A 16,908-nucleotide genomic window follows, 5' to 3' on the forward strand; every position below is an offset into this window, starting at 1 on the left:
CACCGCCCCCGTTATCCGGTTCAAACCCCTTCCCCAACTTCGTTCGCTCTGAAAGCATCCGGACAGACTTTCGGGGGATGTACGGCGTAGAGCGGGTACGGGGGCTGGGGTGTCAGGATTTGTTCTCCTTCGGGTGCGCGCGCACCGGTTGCTCCTGACGGCTGCGCTCCTCGCGGTCCTGCTGACGACGTCGGTCCTCGCGATGCTCAGCGCCTTCTCGGGCGCGATCGGTGACGCCGCCCTGCGCAACAGCCTGCGCACCCGCGACGCGGCGACCACGGCGCTGACGGTCAAGGCCGATGTGCCGGCCGAGGGCCGCGAGGCGGCGGACGCGGCGGTCCGGTCCGGGGCACGGCACACCTTCGACGGTCTGCCGGTGCGGGTGCAGACGCTGATGAGGTCGGGCCCGTACGCGCTGCCGCGCTCCCTCCAGCCGCCCGCCGCCCGCTCCGGGAACCCCGACCTGACCCAGTTCGCGGCGCTGGAGCGCGGCGAGGTCCGCATCACGAAGGGCCGTGCCCCGAAGGCGGCACAAGGATCCAAGGCATCACAGGGATCGAAGGCGCCCGTCGAGGCGGCGCTCCCCGAGATCGCCGCCCGGCAGCTGAAGCTGCGCCCCGGCGACGAGCTCACCCTGAAGGACCGCATCGGCGGCCCCGCCGTGTCGGTCGTGCTCACCGGCGTGTACCGGCCCGTCCGGCCGACCGCCCCCTACTGGAAGCTCGACGACCTCGGCGGCCGCGGCATCCAGAAGATCTCCTTCACGACGTACGGGCCGCTGCTCGCCGCCCCCTCCGACCTCGCGGCCGGCCGGGTCTCCGCCGGGAAGTCGGCCTGGCTGGCGTCCGCGGACTTCTCGACGGTGACCACCTCGGACATCGACACGCTGCGCACCAACGCCCGCGAAGGCACCAGGGCGCTCCTGCGCGAGAAGGCGCTCGCGGGCACGACCGGGGTGACGACCTCGCTGCCGGAGACCCTCGACCGGGCGGAGCGCGCCCTGCTCGTCTCCCGCTCGACCCTCCTCATCGTCGCGCTCCAGCTCGTTCTGCTCGCCACGTACACGCTGCTGCTGGTCGCCCGGCTGCTGAGCACGGACCGGGCGGGCGAGACGTGGATGCTGCGGGCGCGCGGCGGTTCGCGGGTCCGGGTGACGTCGCTCGCGGCCGTCGAGGCGCTGCTGCTCGCGCTGCCCGCCGCCGTGTGCGCGCCGCTCCTCGCGGGCCCGCTGACCCGGCTGCTGTCCTCCTGGGGTGCCCTGTCGCGGATCGGGCTGCGGCTCGACGTGAGCGCCGACCGCGGGGTGTGGCTCGTCGCCGTGGCGGTCGCGGTGGGCTGCGCGCTCGCCGTGACGGTTCCCTCGCTGAGCGCCGCCGGTCCCGAGCGCGGCCGTGCCAGGGCCCTGCCCGCCCCGCTGCGGGCGGGCGCCGACGTCGGGCTCCTGGTCATCGCGGCCGTGGCGTACTGGCAGCTGGACCGGCAGACGTCCGGTTCGGGCACGCTCAGCAGCAACGCCTCGGGCACCCTCGGCATCGACCCGCTTCTGGTCACGGCCCCCGCCCTGGCCCTGCTCGCCGGTACGGTCCTGACGCTGCGGCTGCTGCCGCCCGCCGCGAAGCTCGCGGAGCGGCGCGCGGCCGGCGGGCGCGGGCTGCCGTCGGCGCTCGCGGGCTGGCAGCTCAGCCGCCGCCCGCTGCGCGGCGCGGGCCCCGTCCTGCTCCTCGTACTCGCCGTCGCCATGGGCATGTTGGCGATCGGGCAGGGCGCGTCCTGGAACCGCTCGCAGGAGGACCAGGCGGACTTCCGGTCGGGCGCCTCCATCCGTGTCCTCGCGCCGGGCGGCGGGCTCGGCCAGGCCGGGGTCTACGCGGCGGCTCCCGGCGTACGGGACGCTGCTCCCGCCCTGCGCGCGCCGATTCCGCTGACCGGAAGCCGCGAGGCGACGCTCCTCGCCCTCGACACGGCACACGCCACCGACCACTTGATGCTGCGGGACGACATGGCGTCGACGTCCCCGTCGCGGCTGCTGTCATCGCTGCGCACCGGCGGCGACGGCCGCTCGCCCGGCGTCGTGCTGCCCGCCGACGCGGTCGGCGCCTCCCTCACGCTGCGCCTGAGCACGCCCGCCCGTCCGCACGACGCCTCGCCGTCCGATGTGCGGGGCACGGTCGCCGCGACCGTCGAGGACCGCTACGGAACCCCGTACCAGGTGTTCATGGACGACCTGCCCGCCGACGGGCACGCGCACCGGCTCGCCCTGGACCTCGGCGGGGGCGGCGGCTCCTCCCTCGACCGGGCGGCGACCCCGATGACCCTGACCGGCCTGGCCCTCGACATCAACCAGTCCGTCACCGAGACGGCGAAGCACCGCCTGACGTTTGAGGGGCTGCGGTCCGTGAACGCGGCGGGGGCGCAGCAGTCACTGAAGCTGGGCACGCGGTGGCAGGCGTCCGTGCGGGGCGGCGCGGAAGGAAACGGTGACACCCGGCCCAACGCCCCGGTGCTCGAGCGTCCGTCGGGCGGCCAGGTGTCCGTCGGGTTCGACACCGGGCAGCTCGATCCGGCGAACATCCCGTTCGGAGCGCCGCCCAGCATGAGCGTCCGGCTCACCGCGAAGCGTCCCCCGGTCAAGCAGGTCACCGCCGTGGCCACCGACCGCTTCCTGAGCTCGTCCGGCGCCGAGGTCGGGTCCGTCGTCGCCGTGCCCGTCGACGGCTCGCCCGTCAAGGTGCGGATCTCCGCGAGCGTGCGCGCCCTGCCGACCACGGGACCCGAGGCCGGGGCCGACACCACGACCGGAACGGCCACCGGCCCCAAGTCCGCCGACGGGGGCGCCCTGCTGCTCGACCTGCCCACCCTGAACCGGGCGCTCGCCGATCTGCACAAGGACACCGTCCTGCCCGACGAGTGGTGGCTGAGCACCGAGCCCGGCCGCAGTGCCGAGGCCGCCGCCACGCTGCGCGCCCGCCCCGACGCCGACCCGGCGCAGGTCGTCGTGCGGTCCGAGATCGCCGAGTCGCTGCGCGACGACCCGCTCGGCGCCGGACCGCAGTCGGCGCTCGCCGCGGCCGCCGTCGCCGCCGCCCTCCTCGCCGCGGTCGGGTTCGCCGTGAACACGGCGGGCTCGATGCGCGAGCGCGGCGACGAGTTCGCGATCCTGCGGGCGCTCGGCGCGCCCCGGCGCCAGCTCGCCCGTCTCGTCGCCGCCGAGCAGGGCATCCTGGTCGCGCTCGCCCTCCTGGTGGGGCTGGCCCTGGGGTCGTTCCTCACGAGAGCCGTCGTGCCGCTCGTCGTCCTGACCGGGCAGGCCACCCAGCCGATGCCCCGGGTCCTGGTCGAACTGCCTTGGGGGCAGGTCCTGTTGCTCCTCGCGGGCGTCGCGGTGACGCCCGTCCTGATCACCGCGGGCATCGCCCTGCGCCGGCCGCCGGACGCCGCCATCACACTGCGCCGCCAGGGGAGTGAGTGACATGACGCCACCGACCGTCGCCCCCTGGGTGCGCACCCGCCTGCGCGCCGCACCCGGCGCCGCCTGCGCGCTCGCCCTCCTCGTCGCCCTCACGTCGTGCCTGGCCGCCGTGTTCCCGCGCGCCGTCCAGGACTACGAGGACGAGGGTCTGCGCCACGCGGTCGCAAGAGCGGCACCCGAGCGCACGGTCCTCGACCTCACCACCGCGCAGCCCGCCATCGAACAGGAGGCGGACGCGCGGGCCGAGATGATGCGCACCGCGTCCATGAGCGCCGTGTACGGGAAGATCGTCGACTCCCTGCGCGCACCGCTCGCCATGGACAGGGCGCAGTCCTCGTACGGGCTGCGCACCACCGTGCAACTGCCGGCGACCACCGACAAGTGGCTGCCGAAGCCCGACGGGGAGGACGCCAGGTTCACGCTCTCCGCGCAGAGCGGCCTCGCCCGGCACAGCACGGTCACAGCCGGGCGGCTGCCGCGCGTGACGGGCAAGGTCACCGTGGAGGCGACCGAGGTGGAGGGCGCCGTGACGGCCTCCACCGCCGAGACGCTGCACATCGAGCCCGGTTCCGTGATCCATGTGCCCGCCCTGATCAAGGGCTACGTGTCCGTGCGCATCACCGGCGTCCTGAAGGCGAAGGACCCCAAAGCCTCCTACTGGGCGGCCAATCCGCTCCTCGCCGCCCCGTCGCTGCGCCAGACCGAGACGAGACCTCCGTCGAACTTCTGGGTCGGCGGGATCCTCCTCGCGCCCGACGCGGCGCCCGCGCTGCTCAACACGGCCGGCGACCCCGAGCAGTTCTGGCAGCTCGCACCCGACCTGGGTTCCCTCGACGCGCGCACCATGCCCGCCCTCAAGTCCGCGCTCGCCTATACGAAGGACGGCCCGGGCCTGCTCGCGGTGCGCCAGGCCACGAGCGGCGACACCGAGGTCGCCACCGGCCTCGACGAGTTCATCACCGGCTACCAGAATCTGCGGTCCCGTATCGGCCCGGTCGTCTCCGTCGCCGCGTACGGCACGGGCACGGTCGCCTGCATCGTGCTCCTGATGGCGGGCGGCCTGGCCGCCGAGCGGCGCCGAGCCGAGTTCACCGTCCTGCGCTCGCGCGGCGGTTCGGTGCGCGGGCTCGCCGGGCGGCTGCTCGCCGAGACGGCGGTCGTGGCCGTGCCCGCGGGCGCGGCCGGGCTCGCGCTCGCGCTGGTCGCGGTCCGGCACGGCCGCTGGCAGCCCGCCGTGCTCGCGGCTGCCGCGGTCGTCCTGCTCACCTGCCTCGCCCTGCCCCTGCGGGCCGTCGTCGCGCACCGCCGCGTCCACGTGGGCGGCGCGCGCGACGACCTCGCCCACGCCCGCCCCTCGCGCCGCCGCACCGTCGCCGAACTCACCCTGCTCGCCCTGGCGGTCGCGTCCATCGTGGCGCTGCGCCGCCGGGGCACGTCCGACGGCGGGGACAGCCTCGTCGCGCTCGCGCCGGTCCTGGTCGGTGTCGTCGCCGCGTTCGTCCTCGTACGCGTGTATCCGCTGCCGCTGCGCTGGCTGGCCCGCCCCGCGGGACGGCTGCGCGGCGTCGTCGGCTATCTGTCGCTCGCGAGGACGGGCCGCGCGACGGCCGGTGCCGGTACGGCGGTACTCCCCCTGCTCGCGCTGCTCACGGCGCTGACGACGGCCGCGTTCGGCGGTTCGGTCCTCGCGGGGATCGACCACGAGCGGGACCGGGCGGCGGTCCTCGCGACCGGCGCGGACGCCCGCGTCGAATCCGGCTCCGCACTGCCCGGCGCGCTCGCCGGGCAGGTCGGGAAGATGCGCGGGGTGCGGGACGTGGCGCCGGTGACGCTGCGGTACGACGCCGAGCCGAAGGACGGCAAGCGCAAGGTGCCGCTCGCGGTCGTGGACACGGCGTCGTACGCGCGTCTGGCCGCTCGTACGGACCTCGGGGCCTTCCCCGCCGGCGCGCTGACGACGGACGCCGCGAAGACCGGCACCGCCGCGTCCCCGCTCCCCGTGCTGGCCTCCCCCTCGATGCGGGACATCTTCGGGACCGGGCCGTTCTCGCTGTGGATGGACGGTGAGGACGTCGTGCTGCGCATCTCCGAGGTCCGTACGACGACGCCCGCCCTGTCCGACGACTTCCTCGTGGTCGACAGGACGGCCCTGGCCCGCCGGGTCGGCATCGGCCAGAAGGCCAACGAGGACATCGCGTACCGCTACCTTCCCAGCTCCCTCCTCATCACGGGCGACCACATCGACGGGCCCGCCCTGCGCAAGGCCGCGGGCTCCAAGGTGTCGGTGCGGCTGCGCGCCACCGAACGCGCCCGGTACGTCGACTCGCCCCTCCAGACCGGTGCCGCCCGCGTCTACTCGGCGGCCGTCGTCATCGGCGCGGGGTACGCGGCCCTCACCCTGCTCCTCGCGCTCGCACGCGCCGCCCCCGAACGCACCGCGCTCCTCGCGCGCCTGCGCACCATGGGCCTCACCCGCCGCCAGGCCCGCCGCCTCCTCGTCCTCGAAGCGCTCCCCCAGGCCGCGCTCGCCGCGGCGGGCGGCGCCCTCACGGGGTGGGCGGCGATCCGGCTCCTCTCGCCGGGCCTCGACCTGACGGGTCTGGCCCTGGCGACGGCCGGTGACGGGGGCCCGGTGGCGCAGCTGCGCACCGACGCCCTGTCGCTCCTGCTGCCCGCACTGTGCGTCGTCCTGCTCGCCACGGCCGTGGCCGCCGGTCAGGCCTGGTGGACCGGACGGCGGGGATTCGTACGCGAGTTGAGAGCGGGAGAAACGTCATGAACCGACGGGGACGGCAGGCGTACGACGTCACCACACCGACAGGATCGGCAATGTCAGCGGCGAGGGCCGAAGGGACACCGGGAGAGACATCATGACCACCACCGACCCCACCCTCGCCGATCTCGAACGGCGCGCCGCGGACCGCCGCGAGCAGCCCGCGTACGGCCATGACGCCCTGATCACCTGCGACCGGCTGGTGCGGATCTTCTCCACGGACGGCATCGAGGTACAGGCGCTCCAGGGGCTCGATCTCCTGGTGCGCGAGGGCGAGTTGATGGCCCTGGTCGGCGCGTCGGGCAGCGGCAAGTCGACACTGATGAACATCCTCGCGGGCCTCGACGAGCCGACGGCGGGCGCGGCGAAGGTCGCGGGCTGCGACCTGCTCACGATGGGCACGAAGGAACGCCTGCGCTACCGAAGGGACATCGTCGGCTTCGTCTGGCAGCAGACGGCCCGCAATCTGCTGCCCTATCTGACGGCGGCCCAGAACGTGGCGCTGCCCATGCAGTTGAAGGGCGGCACCAAGCGCGCGCACAAGTCCCGGCGGGCCGTGGAACTCCTCGATCTGCTGGGGGTCGGCGACTGCCGCGACCGGCGTCCGCAGGCGCTGTCGGGCGGCCAGCAGCAGCGCGTCGCCATCGCGGTGGCGCTCGCCAACGAGCCGTCGGTCCTGCTCGCCGACGAGCCGACCGGCGAGCTGGACTCCCACACGGGCGAGCAGATCTTCGCCGCGTTCCGCACCGCGAACGAGGAGCTGGGCACGACCATCGTGATCGTCACGCACGACCAGACCGTCGCCTCCGAGGTCCGCCGCACGGTCGCCATCCGCGACGGCCGCACCTCGACGGAGGTCCTGCGCCGCACGGAGGTCGACGCGGCGACGGGCCAGGAGTCCCTGATCTCACGGGAGTACGCGATGCTCGACCGCGCGGGCCGGCTCCAGCTCCCCGCGGACCACACGCGGGCACTGGGCATGCGGGACAGGGTGCTCCTGGAGCTGGAGGAGGACCACATCGGGGTGTGGCCGGACGACACCGAGCCGGGCTGAGCCCGATCCGGCAAGCGCGGCCCTGGTGCCGTCGGTCAAGCGGGCGTCACGGAGAGGCCGGAGAGCCCGTTGCTGCGCCGCAGCGCCACGGAGCCGTAGGCCGTGCGCAGCCGCAGCCACGAGCCGCTGCTCAGGAGGTCGAGCGCGTCCCCGCGCAGGAAGCCGAGCGACTGGGCCGCGTGGGCGGCGCGCACCGGAACGCCGGTGTCGCCGATGGTCCGCGACCAGATCTCGCGCCCGATCCGGTCCAGTTCGGCGCGGGTGCGCGCGTCGGGAGCCAACTCCTCGACACGCGCCTTGAATTCGGCGACGGCGGCCCGTACGAGCCCGCGCACGACGTCCACATCAGGGAAGCCGGGGACCAGCTCCCAGCCGCCGCGAGGGGGCAGGACACCGGCCCACGGAGGCCCGGTCACCGAGGCGGGCACGCGCGCGGTCCCGGCGGCCTCGTCGATCGACTCGAGCAGCTCACCGGCCGACACGGTCACGTCGAGCGAGCTGTCCAGCCCGTACTCGTACGGCTTCAGGAGGCGGGCCGTGCGGATCGCGAGCACCTCGAACGACGGCGGCCGTCCGAAGACGGCCAGCGCCTGTCCGCCCGCCTGGAGCCGCACGGCGGCGGCCCGGTCGTAGTGCACCAGCCGGCCGAGGAAGGCGGCGAGGTCCGCCCCTTCCCCGGCGTCGGCGAAGTGCAGCACGGGTGCCGTCATGCGGCCAGCGCCCCCGAGCCGCTGTCGGCGCTGTCGTCCATGTACTCCTGGAGGTACGCCTTCTCCTCGGCGGTGATCCGCCGGGGCCGCTGCGCCTCCAGGTTGAACGGCACGACCACGGTCGAGGCCCGCACGTAGACCTGGTCCTCGTCCTTGATCTCGTACGCGATCGTGAGCGACGCGGCGCCGATCTTCGTCACCCACGACTCGATGGTGACCGGCGTGTGCCGGTGCACCAACGGGCGTACGTAGTCGATCTCATGGCGGGCCACGACGGACCCGCCGGAGAACGACGGCGACCCGTCCCCGGGCGCCAGCTGGAACATGAAGTCGATCCGCGCTTCTTCCAGGTACCGCACGAAGACAGCGTTGTTGACATGCCCGAAGGCATCCATGTCCGACCAGCGCAGGGGGCAGGCGTAGATATGACGCACGATCAGCCTCGCGTCAGCTTCTTGTACGTGGCACGGTGCGGACGGGCGGCGTCCGCGCCGAGGCGCTCGATCTTGTTCTTCTCGTACGACTCGAAGTTGCCCTCGAACCAGTACCACTTGGAGTCACCCTCGTAGGCGAGGATGTGCGTGGCGACCCGGTCCAGGAACCAGCGGTCGTGGGAGATGACCACGGCCGCACCCGGGAACTCGAGCAGCGCGTTCTCCAGCGACGACAGGGTCTCGACGTCGAGGTCGTTCGTCGGCTCGTCGAGGAGCAGCAGGTTGCCGCCCTCCTTGAGCGTCAGGGCGAGGTTGAGGCGGTTGCGCTCACCACCGGACAGGACGCCGGCCGGCTTCTGCTGGTCCGGGCCCTTGAAGCCGAAGGCGCTGACGTACGCGCGCGACGGCATCTCGACCTGGCCGACGTTGATGTAGTCGAGCTCGTCCGACACGACGGCCCAGAGGGTCTTCTTCGCGTCGATGTTGGCGCGGCTCTGGTCGACGTAGGAGATCTTGACCGTGTCGCCGACCTTGATCGAGCCGTTGTCCGGCGTCTCGAGGCCCTGGATCATCTTGAACAGCGTGGTCTTGCCCGCGCCGTTCGGACCGATGACGCCGACGATGCCGTTGCGCGGCAGCGTGAACGACAGGTCGTCGATGAGGACCTTGTCGCCGAAGGCCTTGGAGAGGTTCTGGACCTCGACGACGATGCTGCCCAGGCGCGGGCCCGGCGGGATCTGGATCTCCTCGAAGTCCAGCTTCCGCATCTTGTCCGCCTCGGCGGCCATCTCCTCGTAACGGGCGAGACGGGCCTTGGACTTGGTCTGGCGCCCCTTGGCGTTGGACCGCACCCACTCGAGCTCTTCCTTGAGCCGCTTGGCGCGCTTCTCGTCCTTGCGGCCCTCGACCTTGAGGCGGGCGGCCTTCTTGTCGAGGTACGTCGAGTAGTTGCCCTCGTAGGGGAGCGCGCGGCCGCGGTCCAGCTCGAGGATCCACTCGGCGACGTTGTTGAGGAAGTAGCGGTCGTGGGTCACGGCGACCACGGCGCCCGCGTACTTGGAGAGGTGCTGCTCCAGCCAGTTCACCGACTCGGCGTCGAGGTGGTTGGTGGGCTCGTCGAGGAGCAGCAGGTCGGGGGCCTCGATGAGGAGCTTGCACAGCGCCACGCGGCGCTTCTCGCCACCGGAGAGGTTGTTGACGGGCCAGTCGCCGGGCGGGCAGCCCAGGGCGTCCATGGCCTGCTCGAGCTGCGCGTCCAGGTCCCACGCGTTGGCGTGGTCCAGGTCCTCCTGGAGCTTGCCCATCTCCTCGAGGAGGGCGTCCGAGTAGTCGGTCGCCATGAGCTCCGCGACCTCGTTGAAGCGGTTGAGCTTCTTCATCGTGTCGGCGGCGCCGTCCTGCACGTTCTCCAGGACCGTCTTCGACTCGTCGAGCTGCGGCTCCTGCATGAGGATGCCGACGCTGAACCCGGGCGAGAGGTAGGCCTCGCCGTTCGACGGCTGCTCGAGGCCCGCCATGATCTTCAGCACCGTGGACTTACCGGCACCGTTGGGACCCACGACACCGATCTTCGCGCCGGGCAGGAAGTTCAGGGTGACGTCATCCAGAATCACCTTGTCGCCGTGCGCCTTGCGCGTCTTGCGCATGGTGTAGATGAACTCAGCCAAGAGAAACCGTCCGGCAATCGATGTGTGGGCAGATACACCCCATCTTGCCTGACCGCCACCCCATGGGGGAAACCAGTATGGCCAGGGGTCCATGACCTGGCCCTTCCCGGTTCGTATCGGTAGCTGATCTGTCACTGGTTGTCGACGCCGGCAACTGCTGAGCCCCTGCGCGCGGCCCTCAGACGGCCCGGCGCCCGAACGCTGCTCCCGCGGCGGGCTACCTGGCGGAGCGCCTCGACAGGCTCAACCAGATCGCGGCAGCGGCTGCTCCCCCTTCGCCCCTCCCCCGCGATGGCCCCCTCACGCTCTCTCATCCGTGCAGGCCTCGGTACGGCGATCCGCTCCCGCCTGCCGTTTCTGCTCGGCTTCGGCGCCCCCGGCATGACTCGAACCTACGACCGAACGCTTGGCAGAGGCTGGGCCGGTTCGCTACCGACAGGCGACTGACCTGTACGGCAGCGGCCACCTCAGGATTCGATGACTGAGTCAAGGCACTACCGCCGACCTGCTCCCTTCGATGCGAACCATGGGCGCGACGGCCATTGACATCTGCTCGCCTGGTCAGACGGTCCACAAGGCCCCGGTCCCGCCGTAAGAACCGGCGGGGACGGTCTCCCCTCAGGCCCGGTTCCGTAACAGCCCAGGGCCGAACAGGGGAAGCCGCCCACAACGGGCGGGTCACGGCGGACGCCCGCGCCACCGCGCCGCTATGGCTTTCGCCATGGCAACTCTTTCCCCCACCGCGCCGCGCACGGACGACGATCCGGCCCGCGAACCACAGCACGGCGACCGGAAGGCGACGACGGTCCGTCTGTGGTACTTGCCGGCGATGGCCACTCTCGTCCTGGCGATGTACCGGATCGGTGAACCGCTGCTCGGCCGCGACGAGTTGACGAGCTGGGACATGTCCGGCCGCAGCGTCGGCCAGGTGCTGGCCACGGTGCAGCGGGTGGACGGGGTGCTGGGCACGTACTACCTGATTCTGCACGCCTGGACGAGCGTCTTCGGCGACTCGGCCCTCTCCCTGCGCACGCCCTCGGCGCTGGCCATGACCGGTGCCGCCTGCTGTGTCGCGCTGGTCGGGAGGCGGCTCTTCGGCCACCGCGCGGGACTGGCCGCCGGCCTGCTGTTCGCCCTGATCCCGGGCGTGAGCCGCTTTGCCCACGAGGCCCGTCCCTATGCCCTGGTGATGCTGGCCGTGACCCTGTCCGCGCTGCTGCTGCTGAGGGCCCTGGACCGTCCCGGCAGCCCGCGGCGATGGGCGGGTTACGCGCTCGCCCTGACGGCCGTCGGACTGTTCCACTTGCTCGCGTTGACGTGCCTGATCGGGCATCTGGTCCTGGTGGCCATGCGGGCCCGGCGCGAGCGCCGGACCTGGCTCGGCTTCGGCTGCGCGGTCCTGGGCGGCATCGTCTGGCTGGTCCCGGTCGTGGTGCTGGGCAGGGCGCAGACCGCGCGGCAGATCTGGTGGATCAGCAAGCCGGAGCCGTGGGGCCTGATCGACATCTGGTCCCAGCTGTTCTACTCCGGCCTGTGCGCGGGGACGGTGCTCCTGCTGGCCCTCGCCGCCTGCCAGGAGCGCCGCGACGCCGTCGTCTTCTGCACCGTGTCGGCCATTGCGCCCGTCCTGCTGATCTGGGCGGTGTCCCACGGACACATCTCGTACTTCTACTTCCGCTACATGCTGTTCACTCTGCCGGCGCTCGCGATGCTGGCCGGGGCCGGGCTTGTCACCGGGGCACAGTCCCGGCGGGTGATCGCGTCGGTCCTCGCGGTCCTCGCCCTGCTCACGCTCTCGGAACAGAAATCCGTGCGCGAGCCGCTCGCGCACTACTGGTCGGGCGGCCCCGACTTCGCCGCGGCCGCACGAACCATCCAGCAGGGCTACGTCTCCGGCGACGCGATCGTCTACAACCGGGTCCAGGAGGAGGCCCTCTCGCTGGGCGTCAGCTACTACCTTCCCCGCGACCTGAAGCTGCGCGACGTCTTCCTCTCCGAGTCACCGATCCGGCGCAACGACCTGGCGGCGACCGAGTGCCCCGAGCCGGCCCGGTGCCTGCGGGGCGAGAAGCGGATCTGGGTGGTGGTGGAGGGGAACGCGCCGAATCCGCTGCAAGGGCTGCCCCTCACCCAGGCGGCGGCGCTGCAGGCCCACTACAAGGTGTCCGAAGAAGCGCGCCCCACTGGCCTCACGGTGTCCCTGATGGTCCGCACCGGCTAGCCGCACGCTTTCATGAGGGGGCTGCCCGACCGGCGATCGCTCCACGATACGAAGCGGCCTCCGAGCCGGCCTGTTCACCCACCGCTCTCCCCTGCTTCCGGCCCGCCCGCCGTCGGCCCACACACCGTGGAGCGGGCGTGGTTCACGGCATCCAGGTGGAGCGCGCCGTTGTACGAACGACCTGGACGCCATGGGCCGCGTCCGCTCGGCTCTGCCTGGGGCGATGGGTGACGCTCCCGGGTGCGGCCGGGAACGCATACGGCCCCGGCCGCCGTGGAGGCGGGCCGGAGCCGCGGTCAGGCGTGGTGGGGGTCAGTCCTGGGTCGGGGCCTTCTTCTTGCGGACCAGGAAGACCGCTCCGCCGCCGATCACCACGAGGGCGATGGCGATGCCCGCGATCATCGGGGTGGCGTTCGAGCCGCCGGTCTCGGCGAGGTCACCGGCCTGGGTGCCGGTGCCGCCCACGGAAGCCGGGCTGGGCTGCGACGACGGCTGCTCACCGCCGCCCGTGGTGCTCTCGGTCTTGCAGTCGAGGACGCCCTTGAAGCGCTTCTCGAAGCCGTTCGGACCCTTGATCGTGAAGTCGTACGCCTGGTCCTCCTGCAACGGGATCGTCACCGTCTGCGAGGCACCGGCCGCGATGGTGTGCTCGATGCCCATCAGCTCGAAGGTGAACGCCTCGTCACCCTTGTTGGTCGCCGTGATGTCCACGCCGCCCTTGGCGCAGTTCTTCTGGGCCGACAGCGCGGGGGCCGCGCCCTTCTTCGCCCAGTTCGCCGTGGCGGTCGCGGAGACCGTGGACTCGCTGGAACCGGCGAGGATCTGCGTCTGGCTGCGGGTCTCGGAGGCGAAGGCCCGGCCGACCGGCACGGTCGTCGACGCCTGCACCGTCAGCGCGGCCGTGCCGTCGGCGGCGTCCGCGGGGACGTCGAAGAACAGTTGTCCGCCGTCGACGGCGGACGTCACGGGCTTGCCGTTCTTGTCGACGACCTTGACCCCGCTGGCGGCCGCGTCGGCGGGCGGCGCCACGCTCACGCTGTCGGCGTTCGTACGGACCGTGACGGGACCGAGCCGGTCGCCGGCGCGGCCGGAGACGGCGGAGGGCTCCAGGTTCAGCGAGGCCTTCGGCTCGGCGAGGGGCTGGGCGCTCTTCTGCAGGTAGTCGGCGAGCTTCTCGGCCGCGGGGCTGACCGCGTCCACGTCCGCGCCGTCCGAGTAGCGCCAGATGGCGACCTGGGTGCCGGCCGCGGCGTCCTTCTCGGTGAGGCTGCCGGCGCCGGCCTTGCGGGCCAGCTCGGCGAGGTCGTTGACCTGGGGGTAGGAGTTCTGCAGGATCCAGCGGATCTTGCCCGCGTCCGCGTTCCCGTTCAGCGACGTGCCGCTCCAGGGGGTCTCCTGGTACTTGGCGTCCCGCTGGGTCGGGTTGTGGATGTCGATGCAGTACGTCTGCAGCGTGCCGCCGTTGTCGACGGACATCTCGAAGAGTCCGGCGGAGACGGGCTGGTCCTGGCCGTGGTCGTGGATGACGGCCTGACCGTAGGTCTTGAGCCCGCCGATCGTGGCGGTCGCGCCGCCCTGCTGCTGGGGGACCTCGTCCGCAGAGGCCGCACCAGCGCCGGATATCGCGGCGGTGGCCACGAGTCCCGAGACCAGGGCCGCCGCGGCGAGGCGGGCGGCGCCCCGCCCGCGTGGAGTGACCGCCGACAACACAGATACCGCAGAGAACACAGAATTCCCCTTCAGGCGGGAGACATTGACACGAGGGGGGTGACGTCCCGCCGACAGAACGATGTGTGAATCAGACGCTTGAGCAGACGTTTGAATCAATGGCCCCGTGGGCTACGCCCGGCATCCTAAGGAAGCTGCGCACCACAGTCCCCAGGTCAGAGCGGCACGAGGACGATCCGACTCGTAATCGTTATCGCCGCTAATGATTACGACGCTGGCTTATCGACAAATCAACGGCATGGAACCGGTGTTCATTCACCGATAAGCCGCACTTCGGGCCGCATGCGCAACGCGCCTCGCTCCGAGGGCTCAGCGGTTTGTTTCAGCCGACGGCGGCCGGTTCTCGCTGTTCGCTCTGCTCGCTCTGCTCGCTCTGTTCAACTTGCCCCATGGGTTCGCCCTCCCCCTGCGGATCGATCTCGAACGACGGCTCGTCGCCGTCCGGTTGGTGTCCCGGCCGGCCCTGCCGGGCGCGCCGGAACGCGGTCGTCCCGCGCGACAGATCGTGCCCGACGGCCGACGCCTGGATGTCCGCCGACGTCCAGTGCTGCCCGCCCCGCTCCTCGTCCCGCACCCTCAACCTCCCCTGGACGAGCACCGGTTCACCGATGGACAGCGAGCCCTGCACATTCGTGCCGAGCGCGCCCCACGCCCACACCGTGAAGAAGTTCGTGTGCCCGTCCACCCACTCGTTGCGCACCCGGTCGAAGCGTCGCGCGGTCGCCGCGAGCCGGAACCGCGCCACCGGCCCCTTCGGCAGCTCCCGGTACACCGGCGTCGTCGCGACGTTCCCCACGACCGTCACCGTCGTCTCGCTCATGTCGGTCCACCCCTCCCCTGCGCACGGACGCGTGCGGGCCCGTCCCGCACGGCCTCGTCCGTACCGCGTTCCCGGTCGGTTCCGGGTTCGCGATCTCAGAGTGCCTGTGCCGGGACGAGCCCGCTGAAGCCTGTGCTCTACCGGCCGGTTGTGGAAAACCCCGTCACCCGGCCAGGGCCCGTGGGGGCTGCGCCTCACCCCGCCGGAGGCCGCCTCACCCCGTCACCTTCACGTACTGCTCCCTGACCTCCCGGTACCGCAGCAGCTCGGCGGCCACCGGATCGAGGACGCGGGCCCGGCCGCACCCCGCCGCGGCCTCCCGCAGGCGCCGTTCCGCGTCGAGCCCGTAGCGCCGCGCCGGCCCCTTCGCCGCCATCCGGCACGACCACTCCACGCACGGTCCGCCGACGATGCCGCACAGCATCAGCAGCACCGGCACCCCGAGGTTCGGGTCGAGGACGCCGACGATCTGCCCCAACAGCCACAGCCCGCCGATGACCTGAACGATCGTCATGGAGATCTGGGCGAGGACCGCGACCGGCCACCAGCCGGGCCTCGGCAGCCGCGGCGGCGGCGACCCCGCCGAGACCGCCAGGTCGTCGAGCGCCTCAGGGAGCCCCTCGGCCCCCCGCGTCGCCGCCTCCCGCACCGCCTGTCCCCAGGGCCCCGGCAGTCCCGCCGACGCCCGCTCGCCCACGACGCGCACCGCGTGCTCCACGCGCTGGCGCGCCGTCGCCTCCTCGTCGCAGGGCGCGGGCCTGACCGTCAGCGTGGCGCTCGGGCTGCGCCGGCCGTCGTACCAGCGCCAGAGCCGCAGCCAGGGGGTGCCGCACGCCTTGTTGGCGTTGCGGCGCCAGGCGCGCTCGGCCGCCTGCCCCGCGGCCTCGGCGCCCACGGCGTCGGCGAGCCGGTCGGTGAACTCCTCCCGGGCGTCCTCGCTGAGCCCGCTCTTGCGCCCGGTCGCGTAGACGGGCCGCAGCCGCAGCGCCGCCGCGTCGATGTCCGCCGAGATCCGGCGGACGGCGGCGCCCCGCTCCCGGGTGAACTGGTCCAGGGACTCGCGCAGTTCATCGACACCGTCACCGGTGAGCGCGGACAGGGAAAGGACGGTCGCACCCGGTTCACCGTGCTCGCCGAGCGCGATCCCGTCCTCGTCGAGGAGGCGCCGCAGATCGTCGAGTACGAGGTCGGCGGCCTCGCCGGGCAGCCGGTCCACCTGGTTGAGGACGACGAAGGTGACCTCGGCGTGGCCGGCCAGGGGCCGCAGATAGCGCTCGTGCAGCATCGCGTCGGCGTACTTCTCGGGGTCGACGACCCAGATGACGGCGTCGACGAGTTCGAGGATCCGGTCGACCTGCTCACGGTGCGCGACGGCCGCCGAGTCGTGGTCGGGCAGGTCCACCAGGACGAGCCCCTTGAGCGGGGCGTCCACGCCCTGGGGGCCCTGGCCCTGGAGCGGGCGGCGGCGCAGCCGGCCGGGGATCCCGAGCCGGTCGAGGAGCCCCGCGGCGCCGTCCGTCCAGCTGCACGCGATGGGCGCGGAGGTGGTGGGCCTGCGCAGTCCCGTCTCGGACAGAGGCACGCCGGCGAGGGCGTTGAAGAGGGTCGACTTGCCGCTGCCGGTGGCGCCCGCGATCGCGACGACGGTGTGCCGGTCGGAGAGCCTTCGCCGGGCGGCCGCCTGGTCGAGCACGTGGCCCGCCTCGGCGAGGGCCGCGCCGTCGACGCGGGCCCGGGAGAGACCGACGAGTTCGCGCAGCGCGTCGAGGCGTGCGGCGAGTTCCGCGTCGGCGCCGTGCAGCTCGTCCTCGTGGGCGTACGGGTCGGGTGCGGCCTCCAGGTCGAAGACGCCGGAGTCCGCGGCGCGCCGGGCGATGAGCCCATCGTCCCAGGCGCCGCCGCCGGAGCCGTCCACGTCGCCCCTGGGCGGATCCACCCGCCCGGCCGGTTCCGTCCCCTCGGCGGGCTCGACGTGATCGGTGTGATCGATGTGCTCGCTGTGCTGGGTGTGGTCCGTGACGGTGGTCACCCC

Annotated in this window: 10 protein-coding genes; 4 read left to right on the forward strand and 6 right to left on the reverse strand. The window is 72.6% G+C overall.

Going from position 1 to position 16,908, the window contains the following annotated elements; translation table 11 throughout:
• The first annotated feature begins 109 nt into the window (after positions 1-109).
• The 3 genes from LGI35_RS17380 (at position 110) to LGI35_RS17390 (ending at position 7,296) form a co-directional block, all read left to right on the forward strand.
• Complete coding sequence (locus LGI35_RS17380) at positions 110-3,469, forward strand: FtsX-like permease family protein (protein ID WP_227294719.1); 3,360 nt, start codon at positions 110-112, stop codon at positions 3,467-3,469.
• Position 3,470: 1 nt separating this feature from the next.
• Positions 3,471-6,248, forward strand: coding sequence for an FtsX-like permease family protein (locus LGI35_RS17385; protein ID WP_227294720.1), 2,778 nt, complete (start codon positions 3,471-3,473; stop codon positions 6,246-6,248).
• Between the two features lie 91 nt (positions 6,249-6,339).
• A complete protein-coding gene (locus tag LGI35_RS17390; RefSeq protein ID WP_227294721.1) occupies positions 6,340-7,296 on the forward strand; it encodes an ABC transporter ATP-binding protein in 957 nt (318 codons plus the stop codon).
• A 35-nt stretch (positions 7,297-7,331) separates the two neighbouring features.
• Here the strand turns inward: LGI35_RS17390 and LGI35_RS17395 are convergent, their stop codons facing one another.
• From LGI35_RS17395 to ettA, 3 genes are read right to left on the reverse strand one after another with little or no spacing between them, the layout of a single operon-like run.
• Complete coding sequence (locus LGI35_RS17395) at positions 7,332-8,006, reverse strand: DUF8185 domain-containing protein (protein WP_227294722.1); 675 nt, start codon at positions 8,004-8,006, stop codon at positions 7,332-7,334.
• Positions 8,003-8,443 carry an acyl-CoA thioesterase gene (locus LGI35_RS17400; protein ID WP_116513659.1) on the reverse strand — a complete coding sequence of 147 codons (441 nt, stop codon included), beginning with the start codon at positions 8,441-8,443 and terminating at the stop codon, positions 8,003-8,005. Before LGI35_RS17400 ends, LGI35_RS17395 begins: the two co-directional genes overlap by 4 nt.
• Positions 8,443-10,107, reverse strand: coding sequence for an energy-dependent translational throttle protein EttA (gene ettA / locus LGI35_RS17405; protein ID WP_227294723.1), 1,665 nt, complete (start codon positions 10,105-10,107; stop codon positions 8,443-8,445). The genes LGI35_RS17400 and ettA overlap by 1 nt, the downstream gene beginning before the upstream one ends.
• A 721-nt stretch (positions 10,108-10,828) precedes the next feature.
• On the opposite strand from ettA, the gene LGI35_RS17410 reads away from it, so the two are divergent.
• Positions 10,829-12,328 (forward strand): glycosyltransferase family 39 protein, encoded by a 1,500-nt coding sequence (locus LGI35_RS17410; protein ID WP_227294724.1) that lies wholly within the window; start codon positions 10,829-10,831, stop codon positions 12,326-12,328.
• A 312-nt stretch (positions 12,329-12,640) separates the two neighbouring features.
• On the opposite strand, the gene LGI35_RS17415 is transcribed toward LGI35_RS17410, so the two are convergent.
• The 3 genes from LGI35_RS17415 to LGI35_RS17425 all read right to left on the reverse strand — a co-directional run bounded on the left by LGI35_RS17415 (position 12,641) and on the right by LGI35_RS17425 (position 16,905).
• On the reverse strand, positions 12,641-14,056 hold the full coding sequence (locus LGI35_RS17415) for a Cys-Gln thioester bond-forming surface protein (RefSeq protein WP_227294725.1): 1,416 nt from the start codon (positions 14,054-14,056) through the stop codon (positions 12,641-12,643).
• A gap of 322 nt (positions 14,057-14,378) precedes the next feature.
• Positions 14,379-14,876 (reverse strand): single-stranded DNA-binding protein, encoded by a 498-nt coding sequence (locus LGI35_RS17420; RefSeq protein ID WP_227294726.1) that lies wholly within the window; start codon positions 14,874-14,876, stop codon positions 14,379-14,381.
• Between the two features lie 214 nt (positions 14,877-15,090).
• Entirely contained in the window at positions 15,091-16,905 is a 1,815-nt protein-coding gene (locus tag LGI35_RS17425; RefSeq protein WP_227294727.1) for a YfjP family GTPase, read from the reverse strand.
• Positions 16,906-16,908: the final 3 nt, after the last annotated feature.

The organism is Streptomyces longhuiensis, assembly GCF_020616555.1.
In the GTDB taxonomy this organism is placed as follows: domain Bacteria; phylum Actinomycetota; class Actinomycetes; order Streptomycetales; family Streptomycetaceae; genus Streptomyces; species Streptomyces longhuiensis.